This window comes from Xanthobacteraceae bacterium (assembly GCA_019454205.1).
Lineage (GTDB): Bacteria > Pseudomonadota > Alphaproteobacteria > Rhizobiales > Xanthobacteraceae.
Window position 1 is genome coordinate 521,688 of sequence record CP075369.1, and the last position, 19,467, is coordinate 541,154.

The 19,467-nt window shown below is 62.6% G+C and carries 20 protein-coding genes; 11 read left to right on the plus strand and 9 right to left on the minus strand.

The window, feature by feature from the left end; all coding sequences use genetic code 11:
* The first annotated feature begins 3 nt into the window (after positions 1-3).
* The 3 genes from KF794_02540 to dxs all read left to right on the plus strand — a co-directional run bounded on the left by KF794_02540 (position 4) and on the right by dxs (position 3,221).
* Positions 4-933 carry a histone deacetylase family protein gene (locus tag KF794_02540; GenBank protein ID QYK45597.1) on the plus strand — a complete coding sequence of 310 codons (930 nt, stop codon included), beginning with the start codon at positions 4-6 and terminating at the stop codon, positions 931-933.
* 12 nt (positions 934-945) lie between these two features.
* Positions 946-1,206: an exodeoxyribonuclease VII small subunit gene (locus tag KF794_02545; protein ID QYK45598.1), complete on the plus strand. Its 261-nt coding sequence runs from the start codon at positions 946-948 to the stop codon at positions 1,204-1,206.
* Between the two features lie 83 nt (positions 1,207-1,289).
* On the plus strand, positions 1,290-3,221 hold the full coding sequence (dxs, locus tag KF794_02550; GenBank protein ID QYK45599.1) for a 1-deoxy-D-xylulose-5-phosphate synthase: 1,932 nt from the start codon (positions 1,290-1,292) through the stop codon (positions 3,219-3,221).
* Between the two features lie 2 nt (positions 3,222-3,223).
* Here dxs and KF794_02555 read toward each other — a convergent pair whose 3' ends face one another.
* A complete protein-coding gene (locus KF794_02555) occupies positions 3,224-3,835 on the minus strand; it encodes a hypothetical protein (protein QYK45600.1) in 612 nt (203 codons plus the stop codon).
* Positions 3,836-3,956: 121 nt separating this feature from the next.
* On the opposite strand from KF794_02555, the gene KF794_02560 reads away from it, so the two are divergent.
* The 3 genes from KF794_02560 to KF794_02570 all read left to right on the plus strand — a co-directional run bounded on the left by KF794_02560 (position 3,957) and on the right by KF794_02570 (position 7,491).
* Positions 3,957-4,685, plus strand: coding sequence for a TlyA family RNA methyltransferase (locus KF794_02560; protein QYK45601.1), 729 nt, complete (start codon positions 3,957-3,959; stop codon positions 4,683-4,685).
* A 111-nt stretch (positions 4,686-4,796) separates the two neighbouring features.
* Positions 4,797-6,245 carry an MATE family efflux transporter gene (locus KF794_02565; protein ID QYK45602.1) on the plus strand — a complete coding sequence of 483 codons (1,449 nt, stop codon included), beginning with the start codon at positions 4,797-4,799 and terminating at the stop codon, positions 6,243-6,245.
* Positions 6,246-6,267: 22 nt separating this feature from the next.
* Positions 6,268-7,491 carry a class I SAM-dependent RNA methyltransferase gene (locus tag KF794_02570; protein QYK45603.1) on the plus strand — a complete coding sequence of 408 codons (1,224 nt, stop codon included), beginning with the start codon at positions 6,268-6,270 and terminating at the stop codon, positions 7,489-7,491.
* Here KF794_02570 and KF794_02575 read toward each other — a convergent pair.
* From KF794_02575 to KF794_02590, 4 genes are all read right to left on the minus strand, one after another.
* On the minus strand, positions 7,488-8,303 hold the full coding sequence (locus KF794_02575; GenBank protein QYK45604.1) for a DUF1194 domain-containing protein: 816 nt from the start codon (positions 8,301-8,303) through the stop codon (positions 7,488-7,490). The two genes, KF794_02570 and KF794_02575, sit on opposite strands and share 4 nt — an antisense overlap.
* 146 nt (positions 8,304-8,449) lie before the next feature.
* Entirely contained in the window at positions 8,450-9,541 is a 1,092-nt protein-coding gene (gene ribB / locus KF794_02580) for a 3,4-dihydroxy-2-butanone-4-phosphate synthase (protein QYK45605.1), read from the minus strand.
* 2 nt (positions 9,542-9,543) lie between these two features.
* Positions 9,544-10,659 (minus strand): chorismate synthase, encoded by a 1,116-nt coding sequence (gene aroC, locus KF794_02585; GenBank protein QYK45606.1) that lies wholly within the window; start codon positions 10,657-10,659, stop codon positions 9,544-9,546.
* 46 nt (positions 10,660-10,705) lie between these two features.
* Positions 10,706-11,329 carry a TetR/AcrR family transcriptional regulator gene (locus tag KF794_02590; GenBank protein QYK45607.1) on the minus strand — a complete coding sequence of 208 codons (624 nt, stop codon included), beginning with the start codon at positions 11,327-11,329 and terminating at the stop codon, positions 10,706-10,708.
* Positions 11,330-11,416: 87 nt separating this feature from the next.
* Here KF794_02590 and KF794_02595 point away from each other — a divergent pair, with 87 nt between their 5' ends.
* On the plus strand, positions 11,417-12,517 hold the full coding sequence (locus tag KF794_02595; protein QYK45608.1) for a mandelate racemase: 1,101 nt from the start codon (positions 11,417-11,419) through the stop codon (positions 12,515-12,517).
* On the opposite strand, the gene KF794_02600 is transcribed toward KF794_02595, so the two are convergent.
* The 3 genes from KF794_02600 to KF794_02610 all read right to left on the minus strand — a co-directional run bounded on the left by KF794_02600 (position 12,518) and on the right by KF794_02610 (position 15,745).
* The gene (locus KF794_02600; GenBank protein QYK45609.1) at positions 12,518-13,792 is read right to left on the minus strand and encodes a flavin-dependent oxidoreductase; all 1,275 of its coding nucleotides are present in this window, start codon (positions 13,790-13,792) and stop codon (positions 12,518-12,520) included.
* A complete protein-coding gene (gene fabI, locus KF794_02605; GenBank protein ID QYK45610.1) occupies positions 13,789-14,625 on the minus strand; it encodes an enoyl-ACP reductase FabI in 837 nt (278 codons plus the stop codon). The genes KF794_02600 and fabI overlap by 4 nt, the downstream gene beginning before the upstream one ends.
* Positions 14,626-14,764: 139 nt before the next feature.
* A complete protein-coding gene (locus KF794_02610; GenBank protein ID QYK45611.1) occupies positions 14,765-15,745 on the minus strand; it encodes a J domain-containing protein in 981 nt (326 codons plus the stop codon).
* A 207-nt stretch (positions 15,746-15,952) separates the two neighbouring features.
* Here KF794_02610 and KF794_02615 point away from each other — a divergent pair, with 207 nt between their 5' ends.
* Together KF794_02615 and KF794_02620 are read left to right on the plus strand one after the other, a co-directional pair.
* Entirely contained in the window at positions 15,953-16,591 is a 639-nt protein-coding gene (locus KF794_02615; GenBank protein ID QYK45612.1) for a hypothetical protein, read from the plus strand.
* Between the two features lie 296 nt (positions 16,592-16,887).
* Positions 16,888-17,262, plus strand: coding sequence for a hypothetical protein (locus KF794_02620; GenBank protein QYK45613.1), 375 nt, complete (start codon positions 16,888-16,890; stop codon positions 17,260-17,262).
* A 229-nt stretch (positions 17,263-17,491) separates the two neighbouring features.
* Here the strand turns inward: KF794_02620 and KF794_02625 are convergent, their stop codons facing one another.
* Positions 17,492-17,971 (minus strand): hypothetical protein, encoded by a 480-nt coding sequence (locus KF794_02625; GenBank protein QYK45614.1) that lies wholly within the window; start codon positions 17,969-17,971, stop codon positions 17,492-17,494.
* A gap of 98 nt (positions 17,972-18,069) precedes the next feature.
* On the opposite strand from KF794_02625, the gene pdxH reads away from it, so the two are divergent.
* Positions 18,070-18,711, plus strand: coding sequence for a pyridoxamine 5'-phosphate oxidase (gene pdxH, locus KF794_02630; protein QYK45615.1), 642 nt, complete (start codon positions 18,070-18,072; stop codon positions 18,709-18,711).
* Positions 18,712-18,720: 9 nt separating this feature from the next.
* Complete coding sequence (locus tag KF794_02635; protein ID QYK45616.1) at positions 18,721-19,467, plus strand: SDR family oxidoreductase; 747 nt, start codon at positions 18,721-18,723, stop codon at positions 19,465-19,467.

Here is a 19,467-nt window from a genome sequence, read left to right on the forward strand (position 1 = left end):
GGGATGACGACTCTCCTTCTTTCGCACCCATCCGCTCTCGAACATGCCACCCCGCTCGGACACCCTGAACGGGCTGACCGCATCCGCGCACTCGACGAGGAATTCGGCAAGGAAGAATATTCCATGCTCGCCCGCGAGGAGGCGCCGCAGGCCGCGCTCGACGTGGTGACGCTCGCGCATCCCGCCGAGTACGCCGAGAAGCTGCACGAGATCGTGCCCATGGAAGGCGCGGTGCGGATCGACGGCGATACGGTGATGTCCGCGAAAAGCTGGCAGCCGATCATGCGCGCGGTCGGCGGCGCGGTATACGCGGTCGACGAAGTTTTCGCAGGCAAGGCGAGCAACGCCTTCGTCATGATGCGGCCGCCCGGCCACCATGCCGAGGCTGCGACGCCGATGGGCTTTTGTTTCTTCAACAACGTCGCCATCGCTGCCCGTCATGCGCGCAAGAAGCACGGCGCGGAGCGTGTCGCGATCGTCGATTTCGATGTGCATCACGGCAACGGCACGCAGGATATTTTCTGGAACGATCCCGCGGTGCTTTATTCATCCACGCACCAGATGCCGCTCTATCCCGGCACCGGCGCGAAGAACGAGACGGGCGCGGCGAATACCATCGTCAACGCGCCGCTTTCTTCTGGCGACGGCGGCACGCAGTTCCGCGAAGCCTTTAACACCGTGATCCTGCCGCGCATCAATAATTTCCAGCCGGACCTGATCCTGATTTCCGCAGGCTTCGACGCGCACCGCAACGATCCGCTGGCGAACCTCAATCTCGTGGAAGACGATTTCGCGTGGGTGACCGGCAAGCTGATGGAACTCGCCGACAAGCATGCGAAGGGCAGGGTCGTCTCCGTGCTTGAAGGCGGATACGATCTCGAAGGCCTGGCCCGTTCGGCGGGCGCCCATGTCCGCACTCTCATGCGCGGCTGACGGAAAACGAAAATGGCAAAAGACCCGAAAGACGCGAATGGCGACGTGGCGGCGCTTCCCTTCGAGAAGGCGCTCGCGGAACTGGAAGCCATCGTGCAGAAGCTTGAGGGCGGCAATGTCGCCCTCGAGGAATCCATCAAAATCTACGAGCGCGGCGAAGCGCTGAAAAAGCGTTGCGAAACGCTGCTGCGTGACGCCGAGGCGCGGGTCGACAAAATCACCCTCGACGCCAAGGGCAAGCCTTCGGGAACCGGGCCGCTCGACCCCGCGTAAAAGGCTGCCGCCAAAGCAGGAAACGCCTTGCGACAACCGCTGCCTTGTAGAAGCCGTTAAAAACGCTGATAGTTTCGTCTGCAATGAATGAAGTTTCGCCCCCCTCCCGGACGCCTCTGCTCGACAAGGTGCCCACGCCGCAAGCGCTCCGCACGCTGGCAGAGGGCGACCTGCGTCAGCTTGCCGACGAGCTGCGGACCGAAACCATCGACGCGGTTTCGGTCACCGGCGGTCATCTGGGCGCGGGCCTTGGCGTCGTCGAACTGACGGTCGCGCTGCATTATGTGTTCGACACGCCACGCGACCGGCTGATCTGGGACGTCGGCCACCAGGCCTATCCGCACAAGATCATCACCGGCCGCCGCGACCGCATCCGCACCTTGCGTATGGGCGGCGGGCTTTCCGGTTTCACCAAGCGCAGCGAAAGCGTCTACGACACCTTCGGCGCGGGACACGCCTCGACCTCGATTTCCGCCGGCTTCGGCATGGCGGTCGCGCGCGATCTCAACGGCGACAACCGTAACGTCATCTGCGTGATCGGCGACGGCTCGATGTCGGCGGGCATGGCCTATGAAGCCATGAACAACGCGGGCGCTGCCGGCAGCCGCCTGATCGTGGTGCTCAACGACAACGACATGTCGATTGCGCCGCCGGTCGGCGCGATGTCGGCCTATTTCTCGCGGCTGATTTCCGGCCGCACCTACAACGCGCTGCGCGACGTCGGTAAGAAGGTGACGGCGAAGCTGCCGAAACGCATCGACGATCTGATCACGCGCGGCATCGAACACTGGCGCGGTTACATTACCGGCGGCACGCTGTTCGAGGAACTCGGCTTCAGCTATGTCGGCCCCATCGACGGCCACAACCTCGACCACCTGCTACCCGTCCTGAAGAACGTGCGCGACAACGAGCCGGGACCGGTGCTGGTCCATGTCGTCACGCAGAAGGGCAAGGGCTACGCGCCCGCCGAAGCGTCCGACGACAAGTATCATGGCGTCGTGAAGTTCGACGTGCGCACCGGCGCGCAGACGAAAGCGAAAGCGGGCGCGCCGTCCTACACCAAGGTATTCGCGGAATCGCTCATCAAGGAAGCGCGCAAGGACGACAAGATCGTCGCGATCACGGCGGCGATGCCTTCCGGTACCGGCCTCGACCTGTTCGGTAAGGAATTTCCGAACCGCACCTTCGACGTCGGCATCGCCGAGCAGCACGCCGTAACCTTCGCGGCGGGTCTGGCCACCGAAGGCTACAAGCCGTTTGCCGCGATCTATTCGACGTTCCTGCAACGCGCCTACGATCAGGTCGTGCATGACGTGGCGGTACAGAAACTTCCCGTGCGTTTTGCCATCGACCGCGCCGGACTGGTCGGCGCCGATGGCGCGACCCACGCCGGTTCGTTCGATGTTGCCTATCTCGCCTGTCTGCCGGACATGGTGGTGATGGCTGCGGCCGACGAAGCAGAACTCGTCCACATGGTCGCGACCGCGGCCGCGATCGACGACCGCCCGTCAGCGTTCCGTTATCCGCGCGGCGAGGGCACAGGCGTCGCGATGCCGGCGGAAGGCGTGCCGCTCGAAATCGGCAAGGGCCGTATCCTGCGCGAAGGCAACAAGGTCGCGCTGCTCTCGCTCGGCACGCGGCTCACGGAAGCGCTACGCGCGGCGGACGAACTGGCGGCGATGGGCCTGCCCGCGACGGTCGCGGATGCGCGCTTCGCAAAGCCGCTCGACCGCGATCTCGTCCTGCGGCTCGCACGCGAACATGAAGTGCTGATCACCATCGAGGAAGGCTCGGTTGGCGGCTTCGGCAGCCATGTGCTCGAACTGCTGGCGAAGGAAGGTGCGCTCGACAACGGCTTGAAGATCCGGCCGATGGTGTTGCCGGATATTTTCCAGGATCACGACTCGCCCGCGAAGATGTACGAACGTGCTGGACTCGACGCGCGTGGCATCGTCACAACCGTGCTTGCGGCGCTCGGTCGCGAAACTTCGATGCTCGGCGGCCGCAGCGCCTGATTTCAGTTTTTCGCGTTACAGGCGGCCGCAAACTGCTCGGCCTTGCGTCCGAGCGTTTTCAGCGACACGCCGACCTTGCGGCCCGGCAATTCGATGATCATCGTTTCGCCCGCTTTGAACATGTCGACCAGCATTTCCGTGCCGCGCAAGATTCCACCCACATCGAGACGCTTCTGCTTGGTGTCGGCGAAGGCGGTGCCTGCGATTTCCACGCGCTCTTTGCCGCTGTGCAGCCGCAGCCGCGCCGGATCGCCGCGCTTCGTGCCGGGCGAGGCGTTATGCGCCACTACGCGCACGGTGCCGCTGCCGGGCTGGCAGGAAAAAGCGATCAGGATGTCATCGCCCCTGCGCGCGCCGAACGAGAGCAGGGGACCGTCCGCGCTGCGTACATAGCGCCAGATGCGCGGCGAACCGTCGTCGTCACCGTCGATACGCGCTTCTTTCGGCTTCGCGCCTTTCTTGGTTTTGGCGGGCGCTTTGGCCTTCGGTTTTGCCTGCGCTTGCACAGCCTTATCGAATTGCGGCGGCGTGCCTGTAACCCATGCGCTGGCGGGGACGGCGAAAGCGATTGCAAACGCCAGCGGCATCCAGAAAAGCCGCACCGAAACAAACATGTTATCCTCGGAAAAGAACTTCACGGTCTTGCAATGCCAAGCCATGTAGCATCGCGCGTTACACTTCGCCAGCGTAACTGTGCAAAGCGGGCCATACCATGGCGCATAAACCGGCAGGCAGATGAGCAAGTCAGAACGCGCCGATAAACTTCTCGTGTCCCGCGGCTTCTTTGAAAGCCGCGAGCGCGCGCAGGCTGCCATCGAAGCCGGACTGGTGACGGCCGATGGCGCGAAAATCGGCAAACCATCGCAACAGATCGCGCAGGATGCGGAGATTTCCGCCCAAGCGGTACATCCATACGTTTCGCGCGGCGCACTGAAACTCGAAGCAGCCTTGAATCATTTCAAAATCGACCCGCGTGGAAAAGTTTGTCTCGATGTCGGCGCGTCAACGGGCGGATTTACCGAGATCCTGCTCGCGCGCGGCGCGGCGAAAGTTTATGCGGTCGATACCGGCACGGATCAGTTGCACACGCGGCTGCGCAACGACCCGCGCGTCGTCTCCTTCGAGCAGACCGACATCCGCAAGCTGGAAGAAGCGGCAATCCCCGACGAAGCCGCGCTCATCGTGATCGATGTCAGCTTCATTTCGCTGGAATTGGTGCTGCCACAGGCGCTCGCCTTCGCCGCACCTCACGCCGAACTGGTCGCGCTCATCAAGCCGCAATTCGAGGCGGGCCGCGAGCACGTGAAGAAAGGCATCGTGCGCGATCCGGCCGTGCACGATGCCGTGTGCCAGCGCGTTGAGTTACTGGTGGGACGGCAGGGTTGGCGGCTGCGTGGCACCATTCCGTCACCGATCACGGGAGGGGACGGCAACGCCGAGTTCCTGCTTTATGCGGAACACTAGGCTGCGCGTTTAGCCCGTCTTGCTGGCTTTGCCGTCATCTGTCCTTCGCAGAGCGGGTGCAAGCAAATCAGCCTTTCTATTGCCGCAAGGTGAGCTACAAGTCCCGCATCCATGCATGGCATGACTCCCATACCTGCCGCCGGAACTCCGGGCGGCCTCAGCCCTTGGCGCGCCGAGCTGACCGAGACGATCCGGCTTGCCTTGCCGATCGCGCTGACCCAGCTCGGCCAGGTCGCGATGATGACGACCGATCTCGCGCTGGTCGGCCGCCTCGGCGGCGATGCTATTGCGGGTGCCGCGCTGGCGCAGGTGATCCTGTTTGCCGCGTTCGTGCTTGGCATGGGTCTGGTTTCCGCGGTTGCGCCGCTCGCCGCGCAGTCCTTTGGCGCGCGCGAACCGCGCATGGTGCGCCGCTCGTTGCGCGTCGGGCTGTGGGCCGCGACGCTGCTCGGCATCCCGATGACCGCAGGCCAACTTTGGGGCGAGGAATTGCTGCTCGCGCTCGGACAGGAAAAGCAGGTCGCAGCATTCGCCGCAGAATATCTCCGTGGACTCGCGTGGAGCCTCATTCCGGCGTGGTGGTTCATCGCCATTCGCGGTTTCATGGGCGCGGTGAACCGGCCTGAGCCTGCGCTCTGGATTACGCTTGCCGCCGTCCCCGCAAATTTCGCAATTGCCTACGTGCTGATCTTCGGCACGTTCGGCGCGCCCGAACTCGGCATTCTCGGCGCGGGCGTTGCGACCACCGTGGTCAATCTCGGCATGTGCGCGGCAGCGTTATGGGTTTGCTATCGCCAGCGCCCGTTTAAGAAGTATCAGGTGCTTGGAAAGTTCTGGCGCTCCGACGGCCACCTGATGAAACAACTGATCGTTGTCGGCGCGCCGATGTCGGGCACGTTCCTGCTCGAATACGGCTTGTTCGGCGGCGCGGGACTGATCGTCGGCCTGTTCGGTGCGAGCGCGCTCGCGGCGCACCAGATCGCGCTGCAGATCGCCGCCGTGCTGTTCATGATTCCGTTCGGTATCGCGATGGCCGCGACCGTCCGCGTCGGGCAGGAAGCGGGCCGGAAAAACCCGGAAGGCGCACGCCGTGCGGGCTTCGTCGCGGTCGGGCTTTCGTTCGCGTTCATGTTCGTGATGACGGTCGTGGTGATGCTGGGCCGCAACGTCGCACCGCTGTTCTTCATGGACTCGTACATGAAGGACGTGGAGCAGATTGTCGCGATTGCCTCGTGGCTGCTGGTTCTCGGCTCCACCTTCTTCGTTGCGGATGGCGTACAGACGGCGGCGGCGGGCGCATTGCGCGGCCTGAACGACACGCGCGTGCCGCTTCTGTTCGCGGGACTCAGTTTCTGGATCGTCGGCTTTGGCGCGCTCTATTTGCTCGCGTTCCCGCTGAAGCTCGGCGTCACCGGGGTCTGGATCGGTTTCACCATCGGCCTGCTGGTCTATGCCGCGCTGCTGGTCTGGCGTTTCCATGCGCTGACGGCGCGGGGCTATATCCCCGAGGCGCCGAAGGCCGAGCACGTCGCCCACGGCAAGCCGCTTCCTGCCGAGTAAATTCGCCGCTATCCCTGCTGCCATGATCGACGAGGAAGTACGGATCGATTCCATTGGCCGACAAGGCGATGGCGTGGCGGAGACGGCGGATGGCCGCGTCCATGTCGCGTACACGCTGCCGGGAGAGCGCGTGCGCATTCGGCGCGACAGCGAACGCGGCACGCTCCTCGAAATCATCGAGCCTTCGCTGGATCGGATCGCGCCGGTTTGCAAACATTTCGGCGTGTGCGGCGGCTGCGCGCTCCAGCACTGGGCGGACGCGCCTTATCTCGCGTGGAAGCGCGAGATCGTCGTAGCCGCGCTGAACCGCGCAGGCGTAGAGACGGCAATCGGCGCAATCGAGCCACAGAACAAAAGCGGCCGCTGGCGCGCAGTGTTCCACGCGGGGCGTAAGGAAAAACCGGAAGCGGTGGGATTCGCCGAACGCCGCTCGCACAGGATTGTCGAGATCGAGGAGTGTCCGGTGCTGTCGCCGGAACTGGAGAAATCGCTTCCCGTCGCGCGCGAGCTTGCTGCGATCCTCGCGCCAACAGGAAAACCGCTCGATCTGCACTTCACGCATACGGGCAGCCTCGACATCGACATTCGCGGGCCGGGAAAATTACCGGAGAAGATCGAGGCGAAGCTGGTCGCTTTCGCAGCGAAGAAGGTGCTGCCGCGCATTTCGTTGCATGGCGTGCCGGTCACGCAGGTTTCTGCGCCCGGCCTGAAAATCGGCCGCGCCTTCGTCAAGCTGCCGCCGGGTCCGTTTCTGCAGGCCACGCACGACGCGGAGCGTGCGCTCGGTGAGAAAGTTCTAGCTGCCGCGAACGGCGCGAAAACGGCGATGGACCTGTTCTGCGGCATCGGTACTTTCGCGCTGAGGCTTGCGGAGAAGGCGAAGGTAGCTGCGTTCGACTCCGATCTGCGTGCAATCGCCGCCTTGAATGAAGCTGCGAAAGCGCCGGGCCTGAAGCCGGTGAATGCTTCCGTCCGCGATCTGTTCCGCTGGCCGCTGGTTGCGGATGAATTGAAGAAGTTCGATTTCGTGGTGCTCGATCCGCCGCGGCAGGGCGCGGAAGCGCAATGCCGCGAGATTGCGAAGTCGAAGCTGAGGCGGCTCGCCTATGTATCGTGTGACGCCGACACCTTCGCGCGCGATGCGAAGATCCTACGCGATGCGGGCTTTGCGCTGGAGAGCGTGACGCCGGTCGATCAATTTCGTTATTCCCCGCATGTCGAAGTCGTTGGGGTCTTCGCGCGTTAATTCCCCCAGCGCTGCATCCACATCGACTCGCCGATGGTGCAGGAAACGCGCGGCGGTTTTACCGCCGGGATGGTTTGCATCGTAAAGCCGTTCGGTTTGATGCCCGACACTTCGAGAATGAGTTTCTGCCTGACCGCGTTCACGAATTGCGAACGCTCGCGCACTGGGATGACGAACGAACCCGTGCCGCCGATCACGCAGTCCTCATAGTATTCGTGCAGGTTCGGAATATCGAGCATCGAGCCGGTCGGCGCCTTCAGTTGCAGCGGCAGGCCGTTGATGACGATGCCCTTCGCGACGATCTCGTCGCGCGTCGGTTCGATCAGCGGTCCCTGGTTGTTGGTGCCGTCGCCGGATACGTCGATCACGCGCCGCACGCCCTTGAAATCCGAGGTGCCGAACTGCGCCGCTGAAAACAATAATGCGCTGGAAATCGAGGTGCGGTACGTGCGCCGGATTTGCGCGGCTGCGAGCTTGTCGGCGAAGGCCTGCGCCGTTGCCGCGTTCTCGATCAGCGTCCACGGCACGACGATGGTCTGTTCGTGCGAACCGGCCCACTCGATGTAGATGACGGCGATCTTTCCGTGCGCGCCGTTGCGCAAGGCGTCGACAAAATCCTTGGAGGTCAGCGCCTGAATGTAGCCTTCACGCTGGAGCGTCAGTTCGTCGTAATCCATTGAGTAGGAAATATCGACGGCCAGCACGAGTTCGACATCGACGGGAACAGGCGAACCCGCGCGCGAGGGCAGCGCGAACAGCGCCGCCAACGATGCCATCAAGGAAGCCGTAACGAGAAGGCCGAACCCACGCATCGCGAAATCCTCCGCCGGAAGGATTAGCTATGCAAAAGGTGGCACGAAACGGGCAGGCGGGGGAGTAGGGCAGTGTCCTGAATCTGAAGTTCGCCACACTTTCCGGTGCGCTCACTGCGAACTTCGGATTCAAAAGGGTACTGGCGCTATCCGTCCAGAGATTCGGTGGACACGATCTCGATGCCGAAACCTGCAAGGCCAACATAGGTCCGCGTGCGCGAGGCGAGCAGGCGGATGGAAGAAATGCCGAGATCGCGAAGGATTTGCGCGCCGACGCCGATTTCGCGCCACTGTTCCGCGCGCTGCGCCTCGCTGGAATCGTCCTGCGTGCCGGGTTTGACGACCGGGACGCCCGCGGTGCCGTCGCGCAGGTAGATCAGCACACCGCGTCCTTCCGCCTTGAAGCGGGCCAGCGTCTTGTGGATCACGCCGCCGCCGCCGATCACGTCGCCGATCACATCGGCGCGGTGCAGGCGCGCAACGATATCCTTGCCATCGCCGATCTTGCCGTAAACGAAGGCAATGTGATGGGTCTGGTCGAACGGCGTGGTGAAGGCATAGCCGGTGAGCATGCCGATCTCACTCTGCACCGGGAATTCGGAAACGCGGGTGACGAGCTTCTCGCGCACCTGACGGTAAGCGATCAGGTCCGCGACCGAAACCTGCACCAGCTTGTGTTTATCGGCGAAGCTTGAGACCTGCGCCCCGCGCATCACCGTACCGTCGTCGTTCACGAGTTCGGAAATGACACCGACCGGCGGCAGGTTCGCGAGCTTGCAGAGATCGACGCACGCTTCGGTATGTCCGGTGCGCATCAGCACGCCGCCCTCGCGCGCAATCAGCGGAAAGATGTGGCCGGGCCGCACGAAATCGGAAGCGCCCATGTTGCCATTCGCGAGCGCGCGCACGGTGGTCGTGCGCTCCTCGGCGGAAATGCCGGTGGTGGTGCCGTGCTTCGCATCGACCGAGACGGTGAAGGCAGTGGTGTGCGGCGCGTCGTTGTTCGCGACCATCGGATTCAGGCTGAGCCGATTGGCTTCGGCCTGGGTCAGCGGCGCGCAGACGATGCCGGAGGTGTGGCGCACGATGAACGCCATTTTTTCTGCCGTGCAGAGCGAGGCGGCGACGAACAGATCGCCCTCGTTCTCACGGTCGTCATCGTCGGTGACGACCACGATCTCGCCGCGCGCGAACGCGGCAATCGCCTTCTCGACGCGGCTTTGTTCGGCGGCGTTCATGCTTATTTCTTCTTCGGGAATGGCCAGTCGGACGTCATGCCGACTTGTCCGCGATGGCGCAGGAATTGATCTGCGAGCACGATTGCCATCATGGCTTCGCCGATCGGTACCGCGCGGATGCCGACGCAGGGGTCGTGGCGGCCTTTGGTGGAAACTTCGGTTTCCGCACCGTAGCGGTCGACCGTATCGCGCGGCGTCAGGATCGAGGATGTCGGCTTCACCGCGAAACGCGCGACGACAGGTGCGCCGGTGGAAATGCCGCCGAGCACGCCGCCCGCGTGGTTGGAGAGGAACACCGGGCCGTTATTGCCCGCGCGCATCTCATCGGCGTTCTGCTCGCCGGTGAATTTCGCTGAGGCAAAGCCCGCGCCGATCTCGACACCCTTCACCGCGTTGATGCTCATCATCGCGCTCGCAAGCTCGGCGTCGAGCTTGGCGTAGATCGGCGCGCCCAAGCCGGCAGGGACGTTCTCCGCGATCACTTCGATCACCGCGCCGATGGACGAGCCGCTTTTGCGGATACCGTCCAGATAGTCTTCCATCTTCTTTGCCGCCTGCGCATCGGGGCAGAAGAACGGATTGCGCGAAACTTCTTCCCAGTCCCAGTTCGCACGGTCGATTTCGATCTCGCCCATCTGCACCAGCGCGGCGCGGATTTTCACGTCCGGAATGACTTTGCGCGCGACCGCGCCGGCAGCCACCCGCGACGCGGTCTCGCGCGCGGAGGCGCGGCCCGAGCCGCGCGGATCGCGGATGCCGTATTTCATGTCATAGGTGTAATCGGCGTGGCCGGGGCGATACTTGTTCGCGATCTCGGAATAGTCCTTCGAGCGTGCGTCCACGTTCTCAATCATCAAGGCGATTGGCGTGCCGGTCGTCAGCTCCATGCCTTCTTCGTTGACATAGGTGCCGGAAAGAATCTTCACCTGATCCGGCTCGCGGCGCTGCGTGACGAAGCGCGACTGGCCCGGCTTGCGCCGGTCGAGGTCGGTCTGGATGTCTTCGGCTTTCAGCGGAATGCGCGGCGGGCAGCCGTCGACCACGCAGCCGATCGCGACCCCGTGGCTTTCGCCGAAGGTGGTGACGCGGAACAGATGGCCGAAGGTATTGTGCGACATGGTTTGTTTATCCGTGCGCAGCTTGTAGGAGCGGGCAGCGGCCCGGTCAAACTGCCGTTGCGTTAACCGTTTTGCTTCCCCGCGCAGCGTTGCCGTGCTTCAGGCTGGCCGCGATCAGCTTTCGCGCGGCGCGCGCCGCTGCAGCCGCATAGCCGCGGTCGCCATGTACGAGGATCAGCGAAATTGCTCCTTCCGACAGCAGCCAAATTTCGCGGGCGGTTTCCTTCGGCGAAGCCGCACCGGCTTTCACGAGCAATTCCGAAAAAAGACGTTCCAACTCGGCCTTGTGCCGCCGCGCAATCTGACGCGCGGGATGTCCCGGCAGATCGGCCAGTTCGATTACGAGGCGCGTGAACCCCGACCCCGCCCAGCGCGGCGTGTCTGACCAGACTTTCAGGCCTTCAAACAGCGCATCCGCAATCGCGATGGGCGAACCTCTCAACGTGTCGCTGAAGGTGCGAAAAGCGGCAAGCGCAAGCTCGCTCTGCGTTTCGAGGACAGCGGCAAGAAGCGCATCCTTGCTTTCGAAATGGTAGTAGAGCGTCTTCTTCGTGAGCCTTGCCGCAAGCGCGATCTCGTCGATGCTGACGCGCGAATATCCTTGCCGCCGGAAGAGCTTGTAAGCCGCATCGAGAATACGGCTTCGCGTCGTCTGCGAGGAAGAGGGCATGGCGATTCCATAAATGTATACCGCTTAGTGTATTTACATCATTTCACCCTCGGTTTGAATGGCGCCGTCTGCTAGGGAGTGGGCGTCATGCGCTTCGAGAAACTCACCTTCCGTTCGGTTGAGGTGCGCGCGGTATCGGTGCCGTTGCGGCGTCCGGTGATTTCCAAAGTCGGGCTGTTCGAAGAATGGCCGGTCATCCTGATAGACCTGAACACCGAAGAAGGCGTCACCGGGCGTGCTTATCTGGAGCCATACCTGAAGAACGCCGCGCGCTATCTGGCCCCGGTCATCCGCGATCTCGCCGCTACGCGCACAGGAAAGCCGGTTCGTCCGTTCGACGATTTCCAGGCCATGCACCGTTCGCTGAATCTCGTCGGCTATGAAGGCATGTCGTTGATCGCCGTTTCCGGGCTGGACATGGCGGCGTGGGATGCAGTGGCGAAAGCGGCGAACATGCCGCTCGCGAATTATCTCGGCGGCTCTCTGGGGAATGTGCGGGCCTATAACAGCAATGCGCTCTGGCCCATCGATGTCACGAAACTGCAGGACGAGGCTGCCGCGCTGGTTGCGGAAGGCGGTTTCAAGGGTCTGAAACTTCGGCTTGGGCGCGAGCGTGTTGCGGACGATCTTGCGGCCATCAAGGCGGTACGCGCGGGCGCGGGGGATGAAATAAAACTGATGGTGGACTTCAATCAGGGCCTGCCGTTCGGCGACGCGCTGCATCGTTGCCATGCCCTCGATAACGAAGGGCTTTACTGGTTCGAGGAGCCGGTGACCTATAACAACCTTGAAGGCTACGTCCGTTTGCGGCGGGAAATGAAAACGCCGCTTCAGTTAGGTGAAAATTTTTACGGTCCGCGTTCGCTGCATCAGGCGCTTGCCTTGGGTGCGGGCGACTACGTCATGCCGGATTTGATGCGGATCGGCGGCGTCACCGGGTGGCTGCGCGCTTCCGCCATCGCGGGTGCAGCCGGGATCGAAATGTCATCGCATCTCTATCCGGAGTTCTCCGCGCATCTCCTGCGCGTTACTGAAACTGCGCATTGGCTGGAATGGCAGGATTGGGTCGATCCGATTATCGAGCAACCGTTCATAGTGAATGGCGGCGATGTCGAGATTCCGGATCGTCCCGGCGCGGGAATCGAGTGGAATGAAGCGGCGGTGAAGCGCTATCGCTACGACGCCTGATCAAATTGCGCTGACAGGAACGCGTGTTTGCACGATGGAAGGCTTTGCGTTCAGCGCTTCGACCTGGAAACCCGCAACGCGCTTGTAGTTGTTCGCGACTTCTTCCAGTTCTTCCTGCGTAAGCACTTCGGTTACGACCGAGAAGCCGCCGGGTGCGCGCTCCTCGACCATCTGCATCACGCGCTCCGGCCCGTTGCCGCGGTTCAGCAGCACGAGTTGCGACGTAGCCGGGCGGCGCTCTGCTTCATAGGCTTCGAGGGCGGCAGCGGTTTCGCCTTTCTCCTGAATTTCGCGTGTCAGGACGCGGGCATCGAGTATGGCCTGCGAGGAGCCATTCGAGCCGATCGGATACATCGGATGCGCGGCGTCGCCGAGCAGCGTCACGCGGCCAAAGCTCCAGCGCTCGAGCGGATCGCGGTCGACCAGTGGATATTCGTAGAAATAATCGGCGTCGCGGATCAGGCCCGGCACGTCGAGCCAGTCGAAATTCCATTCCCTGAACCAGGGCGCGAATTCCTCGAGCTTGCCCGCACGGTTGTAGTCTTCGCGCCGCCAGTCGTAGTCGGCCGCGAACTCGCGCTCCGCGATCCAGTTCAGCATCTGTTCGCCGCGCTCGTCTTCGCGCGAGATAGGATAGGCGACGAACTTCACCTGCGGATAACCCGCCATGATCATGGAACTGCCGCTGAGAAACGGTTTCGCCTTGGTCACGCCGCGCCAGAGAATACGGCGGCTCCAGATCGGCGGTCCTTCTTCGGGAAACAGACGCGCGCGGATGGTGGAGTGGATGCCGTCGCAGGCGATCAGCAGCGAGCCGTCATGCGGCGGCAGCGTTTCGCCGTTTGCTGCCGCGAAGAACACACGCACCCCGTGCGCGGTTTCTTCCCAGTGCGAAATGTGGTGGCCAGTAAGTACGTTCTCCTTACCGATGCGCTCGATTACGGCGCGCAGCAGGATGGTTTGCAGCTCGCCGCGATGGATCGAGAATTGCGGCCACTTGTATCCGGCTTCCAGTCCACGCGGCTCCGACCAGATTGGTTTGCCGTGCTTTGAGAAGTAGGCGAGTTCGGAGGTGCGTACGCCAGTGCGTTCGAGTTCACCGAGCAATCCGAGTTCGATCAGTTCGCGGCATGCGTGCGGCAGCACATTGATGCCGACGCCGAGCGGCTTGATCTCCTTGACGCTCTCGAACACACGGCATTTGACGCCGACTTGGTGCAGGCTCAGCGCCAGCGCAAGCCCGCCGATGCCGCCACCCGCGATCAGGACGGTCATGAATCGCCGTTGCCGTTCTTGGTGTGCAGCGTCATGTCCGGCGCTTCAGGGTTCTTGATGCCGACGACATGGTAGCCCGCATCGACGTGCAGAATCTCGCCGGTGACGCCGCTGCCGAGATCGGAGAGCAGATAGAGCGCGCTCGAACCCACTTCGTCATTCGACACGTTACGACGCAGCGGCGTGTTGTATTCGTTCCACTTCAGGATGTAGCGGAAGTCACCGATGCCGGATGCCGCTAGCGTCTTGATCGGTCCGGCGGAGATGGCGTTCACGCGGATTTTCTTCGGGCCGAGATCGGCGGCGAGATAACGGACGCTGGCTTCGAGCGCGGCCTTGGCGACGCCCATCACGTTATAATGCGGCATCCATTTCTCGGCACCGTAATAGGTGAGCGTCAGCATCGAGCCGCCGCGCGGCATGCGCTTCTCGGCGCGCTGCGCGATCGCGGTGAAGGAATAGCAAGAGATCGCGAGCGTTGAATTGAAGTTGTCGGCGGTGGTGTCGACATAACGTCCGTCGAGCTGCGCCTTGTCGGAGAACGCGATGGCATGGACCACGAAGTCGAGGTCGCCGAGCTGACGGTCGGTTTCCGCGAACACGGCGTCGATGGTGGCGGGATCGGTGACGTCGCAGTGGCCGACGACTTTCGCATTCAGTTGTTCGGCGATGGGCACGACGCGTTTTTTCAGCGCGTCGCCTTGATAGGTGAGGGCGAGGTCCGCCCCGGCGGCGGCGCATGCCTTGGCGATGCCGTAGGCAAGCGAGCGGTCATTCGCGATGCCGAAAATCAGCCCGCGCTTGCCGCGCATCAGCCCGCCCGCTTCAGCCATGAATTGCCCCCGGCTACGCAACGCCCCGACCTTGCATGTCCCGATAACGGGTGAACCCGCGACCGGCAGGGGGCTATTTCGTATGACATGGGGCAGCGCTCGCCTTCAAGGCGAGAGGCTTCACGGTTTGTAACCGCGCTTAACGTCCGGCCTTGAGCTTCTTCGCCAGCGCTTCGAGGTCGGCGTCCGCGCCTTCGGGCAATACGATATTTACGGATACCAAGAGGTCGCCCGCGGTGCCGCCCTTCTGCGGCAGGCCCTTGCCCTTGAGGCGGAACGTGCGTCCGCCGGAGGTCCGCGGCGGGATTTTCAGGTCCACCGCGCCGTCGAGAGTCGGAACCCGGACCGAGCCGCCAAGGATCGCGTCCTCCAGCGGCACTGAGACTTCGGCGCGGAGGTTCGCGCCTTCGGCCTTCAGGTCGGCGTGGGGCAGGACATGGACCGTCACGATGGCGTCGCCCGGCTGCACCGGCCCGGCGAAGCCCTGACCGCGCAGGCGGATTTGCTGACCGTCGGCGATGCCGGCGGGAACGGTGACCTCGACTTCCTTACCTGAGGGGAGCGTGACACGCTTCTTCGCACCGCCCGCCGCTTCGCCGAGCGTCACTTCGAGGGCGAGTGCGATGTCCGCGCCCTTGGCCTGCGCCTGCTCGAACTCGTCGAACGGCGCTGCGCTGCTGCGCGCGTTCCTGCGGCCGAAGCCGCCGCCGAAGATGCCGCTCAGGATGTCGTCGAACGCGCCGCCGCCGCGCTGCCCGGTGCCGCCCGGACCGCCGGGTCCGTAGGAGAAGGTCTCGAAGATGGTCTCGCCGCCGGGGCCTTGCCGGAACGCGCCCTGACCGAACGGTGAGCCGCCATAGGCGCCGCCCTGCCGCGGGTCGAAGTTGAAGCCCTTCGGCTTGCCTTCGGCGTCGATTTCGCCCGCGTCGAACTGTGCGCGCTTCTTCTCGTCGCCGAGGATTTCGTAGGCGGTGTTGATCTCGTTGAAACGCGCGGAGGCTTTCGGATCTCCCTTGTTGGAGTCCGGGTGGTGCTTCTTGGCGAGCTTGCGAAAGCTCTTCTTGATTTCGTCGGCGGTCGCCTTGCGGCCTACGCCGAGCACCTCATAGGGGTCACGCACGGTTCTGAAACTGCCTCTCAGGGGCCGTCTGGAACGGTTCCTGCGGGTATTTGGGGATGGTTTGGCGGCGGTGCAACGGCCAAATCGAGGTCCGGCCGGATTGTTCTGCGGACAACCCCGGATTCCTGCAACGACCCGGGGAGAGTAAACTGATAAGGAGATTCGGCGGCCGCCTTCGAGGCAGATGCCGGGCCTGAGGGAGTTGCCATGTATCGGGTGGACCGGAACAATTTCTACAAGAACGAGAAGAAGGCCACGGTCGCGACGCCCGACTATGTGAGCGACTTTCTTTTCTCGATTCTACGCCCCCACATCCGCAAATCGGGGGTGATCGTCGATCCGTGCGTCGGCGCCGGGTCGCTGCTGAAGCCGTGGAAATCGCACGGCTACAAGACGCTGGGAATCGATATCGAACATCAGGGTTTCCCGAAAACGGTGGTGAAGAACTACCTTGAAATCGGGAAGGGTGATCTTCAGGTCAAGCCGGCGCTCGTCATCATGAATCCGCCGTTCAACATCGACGGCAAGACGAAAGACTACATCAAGAAACACTACGGCGGCCATCCGCTATTGCCGGAGGTCTGGCTGCAAAAGGCGATCGAGTTGTTCGGCGCAAGCGTTCCCGTTGCGATGTTCACGCCATACGGCTTTCGCCTGAACCAGACGGACAGAAGCACGCGCTGGCGCCGCTTTATCGAGGGCGTCTATCCCGAAATCACGAGCATTGTTTCGCTACCCAAGGACGTGTTCGAGGGCATCCTTTTTCATAGCGAAGTCCTCATCTTCAACCTTCCGAAGTTGAACGGCCACTATTTCGTGCAGCATGGCAAAAAGCGCGCAGCTTAGAGCGAACAAGAAGCAGCACGTTCCCAAGAACACTCTATCGAAAGGCGATGACAAGAACGTCGCCGAGGCCATGGGCCGCGTCATCAAGTATCTCAACGAGCGCTTCGATCTCGTCGGGTTGGGATACAAACTCTCTTATGTGGACCGGATAAGGCTTAGCGAGCTAATCGACCTTATCCGTAGCTACGATAAGCGTGCCGAGTTCACGAAATTGACGAAGGAAGACTCCTTCATCAAGCCGGACGGCGGCCTTTTAATTCTTTTCAAAAAGCAAGGACGCGAAGTTCAAGAGGATCGTGCTGGCGGTGGAGATGAAGCGTCAGGGCACGAACGATCTTCGCGAAAAAGAGGGGAAGAAGAAGCAGTCTCAGGGAAACGCTATCGAGCGCCTCGGGAAAAACCTGATCGCGATACGCTCCGCGCTTCAGTACGAGAAGGTCACCCCGTTCGTTTGTTTCGGTTGGGGCGTCGACTTCGATCCCGAATCTTCCATTCTCGATCGCATCATTACGATGAACGAGTTTTATTCCCTGAATAAGACGTACGTTTTCAAGCGCGAGAATTACGCGCCTGTCTCCATGTATTTCAGGGTGAAGCCGTGGAATGTCGATGAATTATTCGACGTGATGAAGGAAATCGCCGAGACGAGCATCAGGTCTTACATCCACTAGACTTGGCGCTCATGCAGGTGAATGCGAATTATCGGCTCAGGATTTTTTCACCGGCTTGACGGTTTTCACTTCCCACTCGCCCCGCCCGCATGGCGAGCGCAGCGAGCACCCATGCGGGCAAACTGAAGCGGCTCAGGATTTCTTCACCGGCTTGACGGTTTTCACTTCCCACTCGCATGCGCCCGCATGGCGAGCGCAGCGAGCACCCATGCGGGCAAACTGAAGCGGCTCAGGATTTCTTCACCGGCTTGACGGTTTTCACTTCCCACTCGCCCTTATGCATCCGGCAAGCGGTGCCTTCGGACCATGTCTCGATGCCGTTCGCGACATGGCTCGCGATGAAGTTGCGGCAGGCGAAGCCTTCCTTTTCGAAGGCGGAAGCAATCGGTGCGACGGTGCCGTGCGTGCCGCTTGACGGATTTTGCCAAGGCACGCTGGGCCCGTCCTGCGTGCGGGCGAGAGCGTCTTTCAGAGCGGCTTGCGCGAAGGGCCAGTCGGATGCCGACATGCCCATCGGGTTGTCGCGGGCGCTTGTCATCTGGAGCGGGATCGAGCCGGTCGTCGTGTTGTCGGCGTTCTGGTGGCGGATCACGATCGGACCCTGATCGCTGACGCCGCCGGGCAGAAGCGAGGAAAGCTGCATCGAGCAGCCGCCGAGCAGCATAGCGATCAGTCCGATCGCAAGCGGCGCAGCTATGAGCGAAATCAAGGATGGCAGGGTCCGCGCCGTTCCATGATAAGGAAGGCGCTCTGCGGCGCTGGCCGCTTCCGGCATGGAATACGCCTTACGCACGGAACTCGACTCCAATGATACGCAACCAGTCCAATGAAAGCCGGTCAGGGTTAATTTCCGGTGACTTCGCCGAAAGCGCCGATCCCTTCTCGCTGTTCGAGGCCTGGTTTGCCGAGGCGAAGGCCGCGGAGCCGAACGATCCGGAAGCGATGGCGCTGGCGACCGCCGATGCCGGCGGTTTGCCCGATGTGCGGATGGTGCTTCTCAAGGGCGCGGATGAGCGAGGCTTCGTCTTCTATACGAACGACGGCAGCGCGAAGGGCGGCGAACTGCTGGCCAACCCCCAGGCGGCCCTGGTGATGCACTGGAAGTCGCTGCGGCGGCAGGTGCGGGTGCGCGGCAATGTCGAGCGCGTGGCGGCAGCGGAAGCGGACGCCTACTTCGCCTCGCGCTCTCGCGACTCCCAACTCGGCGCGTGGGCGAGCCTTCAATCGCAGCCCTTGCCTGACCGCAAGACTTTCGAAGACCGTTTCTCGGATTTCAACGGGCGCTACGAAGGCAAGGACGTGCCGCGCCCCCCGCACTGGGGCGGCTATCGCATCGTGCCGGTCCAGATCGAGTTCTGGCTCGACCGGCCGCATCGTCTTCATGACCGCGTACAATTTCTCCGCGCCGCGCCCGGCGAGGCGTGGAAGAAGACACGCCTCTATCCGTGAGCCGTTGAAATGACAGAAGCCATTGGCAAAAGGCGGACGTTGCTGCTCACCGGCGCGAGCCGCGGCATCGGCCATGCCACGGTGAAGCGGTTTTCCTCCGCGGGCTGGCGCGTGATCACCTGTTCGCGCCACGGCTTTCCGGAAAACTGCCCGTGGGAAGCCGGGCCGGAAGATCACATCCAGGTTGATCTCGCTGACTGGCGCGCGACAAAAGAAGCGATCAGGGAAATCAAATCGCGCATCGGCGGCGAACTCGATGCGCTGGTGAACAATGCCGGCATCTCGCCGAAAGGCGAGGGCGGCAAGCGTCTGGGCACCATCGAAACCGCGCTGGAAGACTGGCAGCGCGTGTTTCAGGTGAACTTCTTCGCGCCGATCATGCTGGCGCGCGGTCTGGCATCGGAACTGGAGAAGACGCAAGGCGCGGTGGTGAATGTCACCTCCATCGCCGGCTCGCACGTGCATCCGTTTGCAGGCGCAGCCTATGCGACCTCGAAGGCGGCGCTAACCTCGCTCACCCGCGAAATGGCGGCCGACTTCGGCCCGCGCGGCATTCGCGTGAACGCGATTGCGCCCGGCGAGATCGACACCGCGATCCTGTCGCCGGGTACGGAAAAACTGATCGAGCAGATTCCGTTGCGCCGCCTCGGCACGCCGGACGAAGTGGCGAAGATCATCTATGTGCTGTGCACGGAAACGTCGTCGTACCTGAGCGGCGCCGAAATTCACATCAACGGCGGTCAGCACGTATTCTGA